This is a genomic window from Marinobacter caseinilyticus, assembly GCF_011074955.1.
GTDB classification, from domain to species: Bacteria; Pseudomonadota; Gammaproteobacteria; order Pseudomonadales; family Oleiphilaceae; genus Marinobacter; species Marinobacter caseinilyticus.
The window spans coordinates 70,913-88,445 of sequence record NZ_WUQJ01000037.1 but is presented as its reverse complement, the minus strand read 5'-3'; the positions used below and the strand labels follow the sequence as shown (position 1 = coordinate 88,445).

Here is a 17,533-nt window from a genome sequence, read left to right as displayed (position 1 = left end):
TCCGCCGGGTATCTGGCGAGGTTATTCGGTGGTTTTGCGTTCGTCGTCCACCAGCGACAGGTGTGAAACGTCCGGCACAATCGGCGGCGGCGCCTCACGTTTGGCCGTGAGTTCGCTACCGGCCGGCGCCAGTGTCCAGGCATCCAGATGCTGGAACATCGGCGGTTCCACCTCCTGATGGGGCATCAAGGTGACACCGACCGGGTCAAGGGACAGACCGGAACCTGACAAAATGGTATCCACTTGGTCACCGGCAACATCGAGCCGGTCACCGGGTTCCCGGGCAGGTACGTCTGTTGAAGATTTGGCCGCGCCCTCCTGGGGCGCGCGTTGTGACGCGCTGATTTGCGGTTCTCTGGCGGGCGGTGCCGGGATGCTGGACGCCTCGGCTGGCGATGGTGGCATTGGTTTTGGGGCCGGTTCTGCCCCCGGCATCCGCTCAACGTAAGACACCAGCCCATGTTTGTGCAGCACGGCCCGGTACTTTGCCGCCTGGGCTTCGTCCAGTTTGTTTCGGATCACCACCGACTGGCCACTGAACATCCGGTCAATTTGGTCTAGCGAAGCCTTGAACAACGAACGTGCATTGTCCCGGGCTTGATCGAGTTCTGTTCCGGGTGTGCATTCACCCTTGAACACCAGTTGAAACATGGCGTTGGTCCTCCGCGTCTGTCTTACCAACCATCATAGTTGATCTGCCGTCCTACCGAAAACATTCCGCACGGCAGCGCCCATCCAACACCCCAATTGCAAACAATTGCAAAATAGCGGTGATAATTCGAGCGAGCGCCGTCAGGTTCTGCAATAATTCTTTGTAACGTAGACTTACGTAAAGTTACATTGTCATTATTGGAAGCCTGCTGTTGCAATTGCTGGTCGACAACCCAGATATTGGACACCCTGTTATCGGACGACCCACTATGCCAATGCGATCGCTGCTCTCTCCCACAACGTTACTGATCACTGCTTGCCTGGCCGGTACAGCCGCCAAGGCCGAGAACCTCGATGTACTGATGTCCGACCTGTTTCCACAACGCCAGCCGGCTTACATTGGCTACGACAGTGTTGAGCGCACAATCATCCCTAAAAGTTCCACCGCTGACCGAAAGTACCTGATTGTGGACTTTCGCTTTGACGACGCCCCGGAATCAACCCGCCTCCAGGCCAGTGTTCATACCATCTGCATGACCCTGCTGAGAGACCGGGAACTGATTCAGTCGCTGTCGGACAGCGGCTATGACATGGTATCGGTGGCCTTTGATCGTCAATCCCAATATGACTGCCTCTAGGACGTTCTGCTGAACATCCGCACGGACACGCCAGGGACCCGGGTGACCGCACACTAGTCCCCTGCCTGGTTAATTTCCTGCTCCGGCGACTCCCCCAGCAAATGCGGAAAACGTTCCAACGCGCGATTGACGGCGTCCAGGTTAAAGTCGCTCACATCCGCCAACAGACTATTGCCAAACTGAGTGACCACCCGCGAACGATAGTGGTCACCCCACTGAATCAGCCGGTTGGCAAAATCACGCATCTGCTCCGGATCACCACTTTCCCGTATCGTTTTCCACTCCTCACCAAAATCTCGCGACAGCCGATCACGCAACCAACCCCGTTCCTGCATGTTCAGTGTTTCTATCAGCGGTCGCTCGCCCGCCTCAGCGCGGTCCTCCGATGAGGACACCGGCTCGGTCGTCTCGACCCCGGGTAGCCGAAACGTAAATGTCGAACCGACACCGAGCTTACTTTCAACGGTGAGTTCGCCACCCATCATGCGTGCCAGCTTGCGGCTGATTGCCAGCCCGAGGCCTGTGCCGCCATACTTGCGGCTACTTTGGCCCTCCTGCTGCTCAAACGCGTCGAATATACGATCCTGCTGATCAGCGGCGATGCCAATGCCTGTGTCCGACACCGTAATGATCAATTCGCAGCACGGCGGCGAACCGCTGCTGTGGTGTTCCGGCTGTGCCCGGGCATGGACTTCGACCCGGCCCTTGTGGGTAAATTTGATGGCGTTGCCCACCAGATTGAACATCACCTGTCGCAGCCGGGTTTCATCCAGCATCATCGCCGCCGGCATATCCGGTGCCACGCTAACCTGCAATTCAATGCCCTGCTCCCGGGCCCGCAGATCAAAAATGTGCCGAACATCGTCCAGCAATCGTTGAACCGCCAACGGGCCGAACTCCAGCCGCATCTTACCGGCCTCAATCCGGGAAAGGTCGAGAATGTCGTTGATCAGCATCAGCAAACTGCGGCTACCCGCGCGTATCGCATCCAGATAGTGCCGGTGTCTCGCCTCGGTCACGGTATTGCTGAGCAAATCACTGTAACCAATAACCGCATTCATTGGAGTACGGATCTCGTGAGACATATTGGCCAGAAACTCACTCTTGGCCCGGTTGGCACTTTCCGCCGCGCGCGCCAACCGTTCCGCCTCCAGTTTTGCCGCACGCAAGTTGTCTTCGCTGCGGCGCAGGGCATTTTCAGAGCGGATACGCTCATCCACCTCACGGGACAGCTTACGGTTCCAGTAGAGGAAGATCATCACCACCACCAGCGCAATCAGGACCACCCGTCTGACCACTGTATAGTCCGTTTCCTGTTCAACATCGAGGTTGATCCAGCGGTTGTAGATAGCATCGGTTTCGCTGGCTGACAGGCTACCCAACGCCTTGTTGATGATGCGCATCAGCTCAGGCTCACCCTGGCGCACCGCCAGCCGCAATTCATATTGGTATGGGGTAATACTGGTGATTCGCAGGTTTGAGAGACCCAGCCGGGCCACGGTGTAGCTGACCCCGGGAATGTGCGTCACCATGACGTCAAGATCGCCGTTCGACAGCGCCAGCAAGCCTTCTTCTATGGAATTAACCGGGTACAGGTTTAGCTCGGGATGATTGATCAGCAGGAACTCATGGCCGGCGAGCTGCTGAACCGCACCGACCCGTTCGCCCCGCAGTTCTCGCAGGTCGCCAATAAACCGACCGTCGTCCCGGATCACCACCGCGATCGGCAGACTGAGATAGCTGCGGCTGAACAGGAACTCGCCTTCTCTTCGCGGCGTCTGCGGCAGGGCGGGCAGGATGTCGATGGCGCCATTCCGCAGGGCCGATTCCGCTTTGGTCCAGTCACCGATGACTTGTTTGTTAAACACGGTACCTAGCTGGGTTTCAATACGCGCCACCAGATCTGGTACCAGGCCGCGAACATCGCCATTCTGGCGAAACTCGAATGGCGGCCAGTCTGGTCGAAAGGCGACTTTCAGGTTTGGATGACGTTTGAGCCAATCCTGCTCCGCCCCGGTCAACTGGACATTCAATTCCGATCCGGCTTCCGGCATGGTGAACGGTGCCCACGACTGACGAATGGTCCGATGCTCGATATGGCTCACGGACTTTACCGCCTGATCCAACACCCGAAGCCACTGGGGTTCGTTTGCCGGCACCGCCAGCACCACCTCCACGGCCTCGCCACTGAGCAGGGCAGCAACGCCCACCCCATTGATCAACGCCGCCTGAAGGTAATCCGAGACCACCGGAACCGGGCCAAGAAATGCATCCGCACGTCCGGATAAGACCATGCTCACGGCGTCACTGACATTATCCACCGGCACCGGTGTAAACGACTCCACCGGGTCCAACAAGCGGAACTGGTGGCTGTCGTCGCCGATCAGCGCTACCCGCCGTCCCTCAAGATCCGCCAGGGTGCGAATACTGGCATCGCCGGCATCAACAAACAGCCCATACGTCAATGTCATCAATGGGGCAGTGGCCGCCAGGCCTTCCGCCAAAGGCTGCCCCGGCGCCCGGGTGGTCAGGGTAGCACTGAGTTCGCCGCGAACCAGCTGGGACTGCAACGCCTGATCGTTACCTGCCACCAGGTCAATGGGCTTGCCAAGCTTGGCACTGAGAGTCTTGAGATAATCCACGTAGGTGCCGGCCAGTGCGCCGTCAGCGGTTTGGAATGCGAGTGGCACCTGACTCGGTCGCACTCCGATGGTAAACCGGTCCTGGTCCGCCAACCATTCCAGATCCGTGACACCCAGCACTGGAAGTGGCGATGGGAGTTGCGGGTCTGCACGTAAAGACGACACCAGCAGCAACATAGTCCCCAGCACAAGAACGGCGCGCCGACAGCCGATCATTGGAGATCCTGAATCATTTGGCTACAGTAATAAGGGTAATGCATCAGTTTGTCACTCAGCGCTATTATGGATAGGCTTGGCAGTGTCACCACTCAGGAGTTTTGCAATGGACACCAGCAACCACACTTTGACAACGTTGTTTGAGCAGCTCGGCCTGCCAGCCGGTGACGACGACATCCGCCAGTTCATCACCGCACACTCGCCGCTGGAACCTTACGTCAAGTTGATCGATGCCCCGTTCTGGAGCGAGTCGCAATCGCGTTTCTTGCGCGAGGGCATTGCCGACGATTCCGATTGGGCCGAAATTATTGACGAGCTGGATGCACAGTTGCGTCATTGATCCGGCGCGTCGTCACGCGCCAGTACCCACTGGTTTCGGCCTGCGGCTTTCGCGCGATACAGCGCCTTATCCGCTTGATCGAAGATGATAGTGGCGTCCGGACCGGGCGTAAACGCCGACAAGCCAGCCGAAAAGGTCACCTGCACCGGTTCGCCCTGAAAATGAAAGGGCAGCTCTGATACATACAGACGCAGGCCTTCAATCACCTGACAGGCAACGTCGGGCTCGGTTTCCGGCAGCAGTACCACAAATTCCTCGCCCCCGTACCGGGCGGCAAAATCGGTGTTGCGCAGTCGCTCTTGCAGTGTTTTTGCCACCCACTGAATCACCCGATCCCCCGCCTTGTGGCCGAACGCATCGTTGACGCGTTTAAAGTGATCAATGTCCAACACACACAGGGTAGTCGGATGACCGTAACGCTGCCATCGGGTGTATTCGAACTCAAGCCGCTCACCCCAGGCTTCGCGGTTGGGCAGTTGGGTTAAAACATCCGTCAACGCACGTTTACGCTCTTCACGAAGTTTTTGCTGCATGTGTTCGGATTGGGCTTCCGCGGCCGCCAGTTTTGCTTTAATCGCTTCCAGCTGGAGCCTCAACTGGACTTCCCGATCGGCATCCGAGTCACGGTACTGGGCCAGTGAACTGGAGATGGAGTCGATGTGGCGACCAACCGACTGTTTCAGGTGCTCCACGTCGGTGGACCCACGAACGTCATCGCCCAGGGCGCGCAAGTCGTCCGATAATTTCCGCTCAAGCAGATCCGATGCAGTGCGGCGATTCGCGCTGACGTCCGCCTGCGCGGAAAAGTGTGAGTGTAAGGCCGCCAGGCGCTCATCCAAACGGGTCAGAAACGACTCGAACTCCTGCTGACCATAACTGACTGCGGCAACCATCAGGTCTGCAAGCTCGGACATGGAATACCTGAGTTCATCCCAGTTGCCACTCTGCGCCAACCGTCGGCGTATCTCTTCCGCCCTGGCCTGGGCCGCCGGAGCCAGCTTCACCCGTTGCAGAAATTGCTCCAACAACTCTGCAACCCGGCCAGCAAACCGCAGGCTGTGGTCGGTCTCCTCTGCCGCCACTGCCGGCTCCGGCGCTAACGCCAGTGGCGGTGCAGTCATGGCCTTCGGTTCGGCGCCCTCGTGTGCGCCAGTGGCAACCAGCGCGGACGCCTCCGGTTTGCGGCCAAACAATCGTTCCCGCAGGCCCGTCGACGGCCTCTGATCCGTCGCACCGGACAAGACCCGCGTTTCCAATGCGGTAATTTCGGCCAACCAGCCAAGCAAATTTTCACGAAGGGTTTCAGGACGTTTCAGTGCCTGACCCAGCTGTTTTAGCGCCTTGGTTTCGGCCGCAAACAGGGTGTGGCTTCTGAGCGCAGCAACCAGCTCACCCAACGTCGCCCCCAACTGCCGGTTCGTGGTGATTTTACGATCATCCAGGGCGATCAACTGCCGGTCTATTGCGTCCTGTATTTGTCGCAACGGATTCAGGTCGGCGTTGTCTTTGCGGAGTTGATCCCGAAGCTGCGCCAGGGTCCGATCAAGTTCAGGTTCCTGACCTTCCGCCGCCAGACTGGTTCGCACGACCAGGCGTTCAAGCACATGAGTTTGCGTTTCCCTGTCGCGCTCGCGAACTTCCGCAGACTCACGTTCCTTCACGTATTTTTGTTTCCAATGTTCATCGGTCGCCACGCGTGTCCCTCAATAATTCGTCAGTCGCATTCAACCACCGACGCCGTGAAAATGATCGAACCGTCGCACGCACCCCTGGCTCTGCATCAAGCGTCGCTTTCCGGCTTGAAGCCTTTGCCACGACGGGCCCGGGGATGGCTCTGGTCATAAACCTTGGCCAGATGCTGGAAATCCAGATGGGTATAAATCTGTGTGGTGGCAATGTCGGCATGGCCCAGTAACTCCTGAACCGCCCTCAGGTCACCACTGGACTCGAGCACATGGCTGGCAAATGAGTGCCGCAGTAAATGTGGGTGCAGGCGCTGGTCTGCACCTTTCGCCACCCCCCAGCGTTGCAAACGAAGCTGCACCGACCGCGGGCTGATGCGGCCACCGCGCTGACTGACGAATAACGCCGGCTCGCCATCAGGGGCGTAGTTTGGACGGACGTTGAGCCAGTCCTGTATTGCCATCAGTGCTTTTTTTCCAACTGGCAGCACCCGCTCTTTACTGCCTTTACCCAGCACTCGAACCTCGCCTGACCGCATGTCCAGCGCCGCCGTATTCAAGCCGATCAACTCCGACAACCGTAATCCGGACGAATACAGTAACTCGAACATGGCGTGGTCCCGAATTTCAAGCGGGTCATCGGGCTCGACATCCAACAGGTGCTTAAGTTGATCCACATCGGCCACCCCAGGCAATCGGCGCGAAGATTTGGGCGCCCGCACATCAAGCGCGGGATTGTCACGCACGCTTTTTTCACGCAGCAGGAAGTCGTAAAAGCGGCGGATAGACGACAGGTGCCGCGCAACACTGCGCCCGCCCAGGCCGGATCGGCTGAGAACAGCCACATAACGGCGCAGGTCGGCCATGGTCAGATCGGACCATTGCGGCATCCCAAGCTGAACCAGATGTTCCGCTAAGCGGTGAATATCACTGTGGTAATTACGGCAGGTTTGAGCAGCGTGCCGTCGCTCCGACGCCAGATGTTCAACAAATTGCTGCAGGGGCAAGCTCAGCGATTCCGGCACGCTGACCGCCGGCGGGCCCGCGCGATGATCAGCGGCAGGCCGGGCCATTCTTAGCGGTTCTCGGCGGCGACGTCCGCCAGCGGCGTGGCGGCCGTATAGCGCTGGAGCATCGGCGGCAGCAGGCGACTGAGCGTATCGCTGATATAGGTCAGGAACAGCGACCCCATGCTCTCGTCGAAATAACCGGACTCCAGGCTACCAACTGCGAACACCCCCATCAGTTCATCGCCACGCAAGGGGACCAGCGCCACGGAGGCAATGGGCTCATCCCGCCCAGGAAACAGAAACGCCCGCTCGCTGTCCCGAAACTGCCCACACACGGCCCTCTGGCCGTCCAACAGGTCGCCCAACCGGGCTTTGGCAACCCCGGTTGGCACCACATGCAACGCGCCTTCCGGAGCGGATGGCAGACCGCTGTCGGTAAACAGAATGACGGAGGCGGCGTCCAAGCCGAAATCACCTCGGATACTGTCATCGATGGCGGCGGCCATGTCGTTCAGCGAACGCGCTTCAATGACCTGCATCAGCAGGCGTTTGCTTTTCTCAAACAGTCGGTCGTTGTGCCGGGCGATCGACACCAGTTCAACCAGTTCGTGGCGCAGGGTGTCACGTTGTTCTCGAAACAGGTGAACCTGACGTTCCACCAGCGAAATTGCCCGACCACTGTCATGCGGTAACGTCAGACTCCGAAGCAGCTCGTCTTGCTCGACAAAAAATTCCGGATTCGCCCGCAAGTACTCCGCTACCTGTTCATGGGTCAGGGCCTCGGCCTTCTGATGGGCCGTTTGGTCTTTCATGGTGTTCTCCTTCCATCACCGTCCACAAGGACCGGCTGCACAGGCACAATCGCCTGTTGTTTATCGGGAGGTCTGGCCGGACCGATTCGTCCGCCGTCCCCGCCGCGCAGGGGGTTCGCCCGGAAGCCGGAGTTGGCCGTCAAACACGCGCGCCGTCGGGCCTTCCATCATAACAGGGGCACCTTCACCCTGCCATTCAATCACCAGCGAGCCGCCCAGCAATGCCACCTCCACACGGCTGTCCAGCAAGCCCCGAAGCTGACCCGCTACCACTGCGGCACACGCACCACTGCCACACGCCATGGTCTCGCCTGCACCACGCTCAAACACCCGCAAGCAGGCATGGGTGCGATCGACAATCTGTAGAAACCCGATGTTTGCTCGAGCGGGAAACCGGGCGTGCTTCTCCAGCGCCGGACCCAGGGTCGCGACCGGTGCAGTTTCCACATCATCTACCACAAGCACGCCGTGAGGGTTACCCATGGAAACCGCGCTCATGTCATAGCAAACACCTTCCACTTCAATGGGGTACGACACCTGACGGCCATCGGCGGCGAATGGAATGGCCGGTGGATTGAGTTCAGGAACCCCCATATTGACCGTCACCCAACCGTCTTTCCCGGTTCGTAATTCCAGTACACCACCGGCGGTTTGTACCCGAATCACTTTCTTGTTGGTCAGGCGCTGATCGCGCACAAAGCGGGCGAAGCACCGGGCGCCGTTGCCACACTGTTCGACTTCCGAGCCATCGGAATTAAAAATACGGTAGCGAAAATCCACATCCGGCAACCCCGGAGGTTCCACCACCAGCAACTGGTCAAACCCGACGCCAAAGTGGCGGTCTGCCAGCGTCCGAATCATCTCCGGACGTAACCGAAACGGCTGACTGATGGCGTCGACCACCAGAAAATCGTTCCCAAGCCCATGCATTTTAGTAAAGCTAAGCATTGGCCCTGTACCGCGCTGGGCATCACTCATCGCATTATCACTCATGCCGGCACGCAGGCTTCGAGGCGCAATTGGTCATCCAGCGTTTCCCGCTGTCGCACCACGTGCACCTCGTTGCCGTCCACCATCAATTCCGGCGGCCGGTTTCGGCTGTTGTAATTGGAACTCATCACAAAACCGTAGGCACCCGCCGAGCGCACGGCCAGCAAATCGCCCGGCGCCAGCCGGAGGGGCCGGTCTTTGCCCAGGAAATCGCCGGTTTCGCAGACGGGCCCCACCAGATCCCAGGTTTTTTCTTCAACATCGTCACGCTGTCGAGCCGGCACAATTGCCTGCCAGGCGCTATAGAGCGCGGGCCGTATCAGGTCATTCATGGCCGCATCAATAATTGCAAAATTGCGATGCTCGGTGCACTTGAGAAATTCCACCCGCGTCAACAGGATGCCCGCGTTGGCCGCAATTGAGCGGCCCGGTTCCAACACCAGTTCCAGTGGCCGGTCGCCCAGCCGCTCGTTCAGCCGCGTAACATAGTCTGACGGCAGCGGGGGTTGCTCCTGATCGTACGTCACCCCAAGGCCGCCGCCCATGTCCAAGTGGCGGATCTGAATCCCGCTCTCCGCCAGGCGATCAATCAACGCCAACACCCGGTCTAGGGCATCGAGAAACGGCGTCACGGTCGTCAGCTGCGATCCGATGTGGCAGTCCACCCCGATAATGTTCAGGTTGGGCAGCGTGGCCGCCCGGGCATACACCGCCGGTGCTTCAATGATGTCGATACCGAACTTGTTCTCTTTCAAGCCTGTAGAAATATAGGGATGGGTGCCGGCGTCGACGTCCGGATTCACCCGCAATGACACCGGCGCTTTGACGCCCAACTCACCGGCGATGAGGTTCAGCCGGTCGAGCTCTGTGTCCGATTCCACATTGAAACACCGGACCCCCACTTCCAGCGCCCGGCGCATTTCCCAGGGTTGCTTGCCAACCCCGGAGAACACCACCCGCGAGGGGTCACCTCCGGCGCGCAAGACCCGCTCAAGTTCGCCTGCAGAAACGATATCAAAGCCCGCGCCGAGCCGGGCCAGTACATTCAACACCGCCAGGTTGCTGTTGGCTTTGACCGCGTAACAAACCAGGTGGGGACGATCCGCCAGCGCCTCGTCGTAAGCCCGATAATGACGCTCGAGCGTGGCGCGTGAATAGACATAAGCAGGCGTACCGTAACGCGCAGCAATGTCCTCAACCGCCACGTCTTCGGCAAAAAGCTGGCCATTACGGTAATTAAAATGATCCATCCGGTATCCTGTCACTGTTGTTGGTGGGGCGGCTCAGGCGCATAAAAAGCAATCAAAGGCACGCGACAATGCTCGACACTGACGCTTTGCAAGGTTACTCCTGCTTGCTGGTGCCGGTTACAGCCGTCTCTCTGTCAGTTTCGGTTTCAACGCTGGCCTTAACTTCAGTCTCAAACTCGGCCGGTGCCAGCCTGAGCGGGGCATCGCGATAGAGCGGGCCTTTTTGCCCGCACCCGGTTACCAGGCTGGTTGCCAGAAACGCCATCGCGAGCGTAATTCGAGCCTGCATGGACCTCGTCCCTTTCATTAATTAGGGTGCAAGTATACCCGAGTCGCCGTCTATGACGCGAGGTCATCGACCACCGGTGACCTCCTGATTTAACGACTGCTCAAGCTCTCGTCGATAGTACAGGTACTGGGTAGTTTGCAGGTCCTGCTGATACCCCTGAGGGTCCAGATCGTGGGGCAAATGGATGTCGGTCAGATAAATCGGATAGGGTTCGTCCGAGCGCCGCAGGGACCGGACATAATGGGCAACCGCCGGAATCAACTGGTCGCCATACTCCTGCACGGTGAATTCCTGATCACCACAGAACATGTCAAACCTCAACACGCTGTCGCCTTCCTGAACACCGACCGCCTGCACTTCCAGCCCAACCAGGGGCACTTCGTCAATCGCCACCGATCTGCGTTCGGCCTGCCACAGGCTGTCCTTTCGCACCAATTCATAACAGTCACAGTCTGCAACATTGCCCGCGAGGCCGGTCGAATTGCGCAACTGCCGGCGCTCAATGACGTTGTCGAAAAACCGCAGCAATGGCGCCAGCATGTGTCGGCGGCTCGTATAAGGCTGCTGCCAGACCGATACAGAACCACGTTCATCGACAACCCACAGCTTCGCCCGACGGCCAGTAATTTGGTAAAACACTTGTACATTGTCGGACTGACTGGCGTGGCACACCGCCCGCAAGGCCGGATCCTCCAGCATCGCATAGCGATCAAACAATACCGGCGCATAATGTTGCTGCGGTTTTTGCAAAAACTCGATCAACGCCGAGCGGCTATCCAAACCTATAAACCCCGGCTGGTTATCCAAAAACTGCAACACAAAAAAGCGGCGGTCCATTTCGATGACGTATCGCAGCGGGTGCGGCCCCTCCCCCCCGGCAAAAAACGTTGCCTGCACATCCGCAAACAGTTCCTGCACCCGGCGTGCGATGGTGCCGCCATGACCGATGTTATTGCAGTGCACCGACAACCGGGGCAACGCGGCCGGTGCCTCGACGACGGTCGCCAGGTAGTTTTTAAGGCACTGAATCAGGGTATCGCCTGCGGCGTAATGATGCAGACTGACTTCATGCCAACTGTTCAGCGTGATCTGGTCAATACCGTGCACCAGGTTTTCACGGCCTCCACTGAACCCGAGGGAATCGTGGCGGGAGCTGAGTTTGTGCAACCCTCGTTCGGTCAGGTGCGACTGGGGGTCGGTGCCAACATTGACAAACAGCAGCGTGCGCAATGGCCGGGCCCCGGATTGCAGGTCCTCGCGACCTGCCGGTTCAATCGGTACCGGGAGATTGACGGCCAGCGACTCAATCAGCTCTCGCAATTCGCCCACGTTCAACGTGCTGGTCCCGGCCCGGACATTGAGTCGGGTGGCCCGGGTCAACAGCCCGTTGCAATGACACCAGACCAGTAGCTCGGTCAGGTTGCTGGCCCGCCGGATAACCGGCTGCCAAAAGGCATCGGAGGGATTTTCCAGGTCCCGGTAGAGCAACCAGCCATTGCCGGACGCATCACCGGTCTGCTCCGATTGATGATAAAACGCGAGATTTTCTTCCGCCAGCGACGGTGCCAGGTTCGGATTAATCAGCTCCACCTTGCCGGCCTTGCGTTGAAATGCGGCATACAGCTTACGACCCAGCAAACTCATGTCAGCCGGGCTGATGGCCGCTTTGACCGCATGGGTGCGAGCCATTCGTGACAACAGACGGTAGCTGTGGGTCAGTTCGTTCACAATGGCCCGGCGTATGGCTTGCACGTCTCCGGCACGCCATTGCTGGCGATTATCCAGTGATCTGATGGTGGCCAGTGACCATCCCCAATCGGCCACCAGATCATTAAGCAAGGTGCCGCGCCAACCATCGGCGGTGGTTTCGGCCCGACTGAGGGGCAAACCGGCCTTGAAATACAGGCTTCGTCGCACCAACTCCAGCCGGTCCGGGGCGTCCATAGCCAGCAACCAGCGCTCGAGGCGCTGGTACAGCAACACGTAGGGATCAAGACGGTCGGGGTCGGTTTCGCCCCGGTAGATTGCGTCCTTGAAGGCCAGCGACAACAAACCGTGGTCGCGGTCACGGGCGTAACACTCAATCAGCAACAGTTTCAGCAGGGATTTCCAGGGCGCATCAATGCCCTTGTACAGTTGCCAGACACCCGCCCCGAGAAATTCCTCCTCCGGCACGTCGGGAACCGGGCCGAAATCGATGTAATCACCGCCCCGGATAAAGCGACAGTCGATCAACTGTCTCGCCCTCGACTCGTAGCACTCTTCATCGGCTACTGGAATTAACCACCACAGCGGGTAACACCCACCCAGATGAATGCTGGTCCGGTAGAATTCATCCAGCAATAGATAACGTTGGGCACTGCCGCAATTTTCGCCGTTCACTTCCGCGCGCTGACGACCCTCGCGCCAATCCGACGCTGAAAACACAAAGACGTGAAGCTCCAGACCCAGCGAAGCTGACCACTGGGATATTTTCGCCGCCTTACGTTCCAGTTGCTGAATGCCGATTTCAGACACATCCTGGCGATGGCACAACCAGACATCCAGGTCACTCGCCACGGAGTGCCCGAGCGTGCCCGGGCTGCCCATCAGAAACAGTGCGTCAATATCCGGTTTGCGTTTGCCACCGTCCCGCCAGGCGAATGACCGGGCCAGTCGCTGGGCGGCACCAAGAACCTCGAGGCCCGGCGTGTAGTTCGCCAGACCGTAGGGACAGTCGCTGTCCAGATAGCCCGGCAGGGCCGGGTGATTAAGGTGAAACATCAGCGGTAACAGATCCAACACGGCCTGCTGACGATACGCCAGCGTCGACCGGGCCCGCTGCCAGCGCGCCTGATTGACCTGGCGAAACCGGTCACACAGGCGGCGGAGAGTTTTGCGATCAATGCCCTCGTCAAAGTCGAGAGAAATCGGTGCAGCCTTGGCAGCCTTAACAGTCACGATGGCTCCGCAAAAGGGGTGGTTTCGAGTATGATGATCGCATACTTGCAAAACACGCAGAAAAATAAAAGCAGGCGCTGACCCAAACGTGAAAGAATTCTTCATTCACCGCTATCGCTCCGAAACAGGCCAACCCGACAATCGCCGGACTCTCGTCCGGGTTGATGACGGTGGACTGATCACTTATGTGGACACCCAAGCCAGAACCATTCTCGGTTTTGACACCCATGATCTGGTGGGGCAGCCGCTGACCCACCTTGCGGCCGCAGGCCAGGATGACCCGTTCAGTCCCCGACACAGGCATCGCTTCGAGACCGGGCAGGCAGTGTTGCTGACCCTGAGACATAAGGAGGGCTTTTTCTTTACGGCCCAAGTGACGCTGCGATTTGATGCCCGGGACTCAGACCAGGCCGCCAGTGCCTTCATCAGTCTGCGGGACAACAGACCACTGGATCCCCGGCTGCTTCAGCTCGCAGAAAAGTCCGGGCAGATTGGTATTTGGGAACTGGACATCACAGACAACCAGATGAGCTGGACCGAAGGCCTCTACCGGCTGCTGGAACTCAAGCCCGGCGCCGAGATCACGCCGGAGCAAGCGCTGTTTTATTGCCAGAACGCCCAGGCACGCCTCCGGGCGCTATTTCGTCGCTGCGCCCACACCGGCCAGGCCTTCAGCATCGATCTCGATTTGTTGACGGCACGCCAGCATCAACGACGCGTCCGACTCTACGGCCGCGCGCTGAAACATAACGAGCAGGTGACCCGGCTCGGCGGTACGCTGATGGATCGGACCGAAATGCAGCAGCAGGCCACGGACCGTGACAATGTCCGACAGATGCTCCGGGCAGTGATGGCAGCCACTGACGATATGGTGGTTGCGGTGGACCTGGATTTAAACCTGATCTGTTTCAACCAGGCTTTCACCCAGCAAATGGAACAGACCTTCAGTGCGACCCCGATTGAAGGCGATAGCCTGAGTGATGCGCTGGAAGACTACCCCAATGAACGTCGATTGATACAACGCCTGTGGGCTCGCGCCTTTGAACGCGACAGCTTCATTGTCGAAATGCCTCTGGCCCAGCAAAACCGGGAATTGCCGGTTTACGAAATCCAATTCCGGAGGCTGCTGGATCACAAAGGCGAGGTAGTGGGCGCAGTTCAGGTGGCACGGGACATCAGCCACCGGATCCGAGCCGATGGCCAGCGCAATTACCTGAATCGACACGACCCTGTCACCGGGCTGCTCAATCGACGGGAATTTTCCCGCCAGCTGGCGCGACTGCTCAACAATCGACGCAGCGCCAAAAACTGCCACGGCCTGCTTTACCTCGATCTGGACTATTTTGCCCGGTTCAATGAACAGGCCGGCAGCAGCGCCTGCGACCGATATCTGCGGGAGCTGGCAGGTGCGCTCGGAATGAAGGTCCGACAGCGGGACGCTCTGGCTCGCCTGTCGGGCGACACGTTCGCGTTGCTGATCGAGAATTGCAACGAACACGAGGCGCGAAAAGTCGCGCAAACCCTGCTCGACCAAATCGCCACATTTGCCTTTGACTGGCAGTCCCATAGCCTGCAAACCACCGCCAGCGCCGGTTTGCTGCTGCTCGGCGACCAGATACCCGACAACCCGGATGTCTTACTGAGCCAGGCGGCGGACGTCTGCCACACAGCGAAAAGCGCTGGCCGCAGCCGCTTACACACGGCTAACGCCCAATCCGACAGCCTGCAGGAAAGTGAGACCAGGGACCGGCTGGTTCAACTGCAACACGCACTCGACAATGACGGCTTGATCCTGGAATACCAGTCGCTGCGACCGGTGACCAGCGTGACTTGGGGCGACCATATCGAAATTCTGGCGCGCCTGCGCGGCGATAACCAGAAGCTGCCGCTGCTGCTACCGGATGAGTTCCTGCCCGTGGCCGAACGCTTTGACCTGGCTAAGGACATTGACCGCACCGTCATTCGCAAGACACTGGCTTGGCTGGCACAGCACAGCCTGCTGGAGCCGCGTCTGAAATACTGCGGCTTCAATCTGTCACTCGCCAGCGTGCTGGACGACACCTTTACCGATTTTATGCAGACAGCGCTTAAGGACTCGCCGTTTGCGCCTGACTGTTTTTGTCTGGAGATCCGGGAATCGGACGCCACCCAATACCCGGATGAAGTGGCGGTATTGTGTGACGCCCTGCACCAGATAGGCTGCCGGGTTGCCCTGGACGGCGCCGGGGCGTCAGTCCAGAGCTACACTCTGGCAGCTCGCCTGCCCGTCGACATCATCAAACTGGACCAGAGCCTGATGACTCACCTTCACGATGATCCGGTCCAGCAAGTGATGGTGGAGGCATTGCACAAGATTGCGGAGGCCGCGGGCAAGACAACCGTGGCCACGTTTATCGAAAACGACGATGCCTTACGCAAAGTCCGGAGCCTGGGCCTCCACTACGGCCAAGGCTTCCGGCTGTCACGGCCGAAGCCACTGGCCGATCTGACACCGGCAGCCGTTGAACTGCGCACTGGCCGCATAGGTGGCGAGTACGCGGCGCCACCTGTCAGGCGAACTGACGGGCACGGGCCACGGCGGCCCTGACTTGCTCGGGTGCGGTACCGCCGAGATGATTACGGGCCTGCACGGAACCTTCCAGGGTCAGCACGTCGAACACGTCCTCACCAATCACATCGGAGAATCCCGCCAGCTCGGCCAACGTCATATCCGACAAGTCGCGGGATTCGGCCACACCAAAAGCCACCGCCTTGCCAACAATTTCATGGGCGTCGCGGAAGGCCACCCCTTTTTTAACCAGGTAATCGGCCAGATCCGTTGCGGTGGAGAAACCCCGCTTGGCCGCCACTCTCATGTTGTCGGCTTTGGCATGAATGGCCGGCACCATATCCGCATAGGCTTTCAGACAACCCTTCACGGTATCGACGGTGTCGAACAGCGGCTCTTTGTCCTCCTGATTATCCTTGTTATACGCCAGTGGCTGACCCTTCATCAGCGTCAGCAGGCTGATCAGATGGCCATTCACTCGGCCGGTCTTGCCACGCACCAGCTCTGGCACATCCGGATTTTTCTTCTGCGGCATGATGGACGACCCGGTGCAGAACCGGTCCGGCAAATCGATAAAATCAAACTGGGCCGAAGCCCACAACACCAGTTCTTCGCTGAAGCGGGACAGATGCGTCATCAACAGGGCCGCGAAGCTGCAAAATTCAATGGCGAAATCCCGATCGCTGACCGAATCCAGCGAGTTTTCAGAGGCCCGATCGAAGCCCAGCAAACGGGCCGTCATGGCACGGTCAATTGGATATGTGGTGCCCGCCAGGGCGGCCGCACCCAGCGGCATGACATTGACCCGCTTACGGCAGTCCTGCAACCGTTCGCCATCCCGCACCAACATCTCATACCAGGCCAGCAAGTGGTGGCCAAAGGTCACTGGCTGGGCGGTTTGCAAATGTGTAAAGCCCGGCATGATGGTATCGGCCTCGCGCTCGGCCAGATCCAGCAGCCCGGATTGCAGTCGCGCCAACTCGTCGGCAATGACGTCAATTTCGTCCCGCAGGTAGAGACGGATATCGGTGGCCACCTGGTCATTGCGGCTGCGACCGGTGTGAAGCTTTTTACCGGTAATTCCGATCCGGTCGGTCAACCGGGCCTCAATATTCATGTGCACATCTTCAAGACTGACCGACCACTCGAACGACCCCGCTTCAATATCGGCCTTGACGGCCGCAAGACCTTCCAGAATCTGATCCTTCTCCGACTCTGTCAGCACACCCACCTCCGCCAGCATGGTGGCGTGCGCAATAGAACCGATGATGTCGTGGTGGTAAAGGCGCTGATCAAACCCGACCGACGCTGTGAACCGTTCCACAAATGCATCCGTCGGTTCGCTGAACCGACCGCCCCAGGGCTTTTCGGAGGTCTTGTTCTGATCAGTCATGGTCTATCTTTCCTGCTGACAGCCCGGCATTATCTGGCGGGCCTGAATGAAATGGGACGGGGATTATAACACTGTCTGAGAGACTCTCACCCCCACCCCCTGAGTCTTTACATGCCGTTAACCGTAGGTGCA

13 protein-coding genes are annotated in these 17,533 nt (G+C 58.9%); 3 read left to right on the top strand and 10 right to left on the bottom strand.

From position 1 onward, the window contains the following. Positions 1-21 precede the first annotated feature (21 nt). Positions 22-651, bottom strand: a complete 630-nt coding sequence (locus tag GRX64_RS18955) for a hypothetical protein (protein ID WP_166269651.1) — start codon at positions 649-651, stop codon at positions 22-24. Between the two features lie 269 nt (positions 652-920). On the opposite strand from GRX64_RS18955, the gene GRX64_RS18950 reads away from it, so the two are divergent. Beyond that, positions 921-1,289, top strand: coding sequence for a hypothetical protein (locus tag GRX64_RS18950; RefSeq protein WP_235937754.1), 369 nt, complete (start codon positions 921-923; stop codon positions 1,287-1,289). Positions 1,290-1,342: 53 nt separating this feature from the next. Here the strand turns inward: GRX64_RS18950 and GRX64_RS18945 are convergent, their stop codons facing one another. Then, positions 1,343-4,147: a transporter substrate-binding domain-containing protein gene (locus GRX64_RS18945; protein WP_166269649.1), complete on the bottom strand. Its 2,805-nt coding sequence runs from the start codon at positions 4,145-4,147 to the stop codon at positions 1,343-1,345. A gap of 106 nt (positions 4,148-4,253) precedes the next feature. On the opposite strand from GRX64_RS18945, the gene GRX64_RS18940 reads away from it, so the two are divergent. After that, positions 4,254-4,487 carry a DUF2789 domain-containing protein gene (locus tag GRX64_RS18940; protein ID WP_166269647.1) on the top strand — a complete coding sequence of 78 codons (234 nt, stop codon included), beginning with the start codon at positions 4,254-4,256 and terminating at the stop codon, positions 4,485-4,487. Here GRX64_RS18940 and GRX64_RS18935 read toward each other — a convergent pair. From GRX64_RS18935 to GRX64_RS18905, 7 genes are all read right to left on the bottom strand, one after another. Then, entirely contained in the window at positions 4,481-6,181 is a 1,701-nt protein-coding gene (locus GRX64_RS18935; RefSeq protein ID WP_345790100.1) for a diguanylate cyclase, read from the bottom strand. The genes GRX64_RS18940 and GRX64_RS18935 overlap by 7 nt on opposite strands. 86 nt (positions 6,182-6,267) lie before the next feature. Beyond that, entirely contained in the window at positions 6,268-7,242 is a 975-nt protein-coding gene (xerC, locus tag GRX64_RS18930) for a tyrosine recombinase XerC (protein ID WP_207308840.1), read from the bottom strand. Between the two features lie 2 nt (positions 7,243-7,244). Beyond that, positions 7,245-7,991 (bottom strand): DUF484 family protein, encoded by a 747-nt coding sequence (locus GRX64_RS18925; RefSeq protein WP_166269644.1) that lies wholly within the window; start codon positions 7,989-7,991, stop codon positions 7,245-7,247. Between the two features lie 60 nt (positions 7,992-8,051). Then, a complete protein-coding gene (dapF, locus tag GRX64_RS18920) occupies positions 8,052-8,984 on the bottom strand; it encodes a diaminopimelate epimerase (RefSeq protein ID WP_427901675.1) in 933 nt (310 codons plus the stop codon). Further along, positions 8,981-10,231, bottom strand: coding sequence for a diaminopimelate decarboxylase (gene lysA, locus GRX64_RS18915; protein ID WP_166269642.1), 1,251 nt, complete (start codon positions 10,229-10,231; stop codon positions 8,981-8,983). The genes dapF and lysA overlap by 4 nt, the downstream gene beginning before the upstream one ends. A gap of 94 nt (positions 10,232-10,325) precedes the next feature. Continuing rightward, positions 10,326-10,520 carry an LPS translocon maturation chaperone LptM gene (lptM, locus tag GRX64_RS18910; protein WP_166269640.1) on the bottom strand — a complete coding sequence of 65 codons (195 nt, stop codon included), beginning with the start codon at positions 10,518-10,520 and terminating at the stop codon, positions 10,326-10,328. A 63-nt stretch (positions 10,521-10,583) separates the two neighbouring features. Continuing rightward, positions 10,584-13,460: a class I adenylate cyclase gene (locus GRX64_RS18905; protein ID WP_235937753.1), complete on the bottom strand. Its 2,877-nt coding sequence runs from the start codon at positions 13,458-13,460 to the stop codon at positions 10,584-10,586. Positions 13,461-13,548: 88 nt separating this feature from the next. Here GRX64_RS18905 and GRX64_RS18900 point away from each other — a divergent pair, with 88 nt between their 5' ends. Then, entirely contained in the window at positions 13,549-16,047 is a 2,499-nt protein-coding gene (locus tag GRX64_RS18900; protein ID WP_166269636.1) for an EAL domain-containing protein, read from the top strand. Here GRX64_RS18900 and argH read toward each other — a convergent pair. After that, positions 16,010-17,401, bottom strand: coding sequence for an argininosuccinate lyase (gene argH / locus GRX64_RS18895; protein WP_166269634.1), 1,392 nt, complete (start codon positions 17,399-17,401; stop codon positions 16,010-16,012). The genes GRX64_RS18900 and argH overlap by 38 nt on opposite strands. Positions 17,402-17,533: the final 132 nt, after the last annotated feature.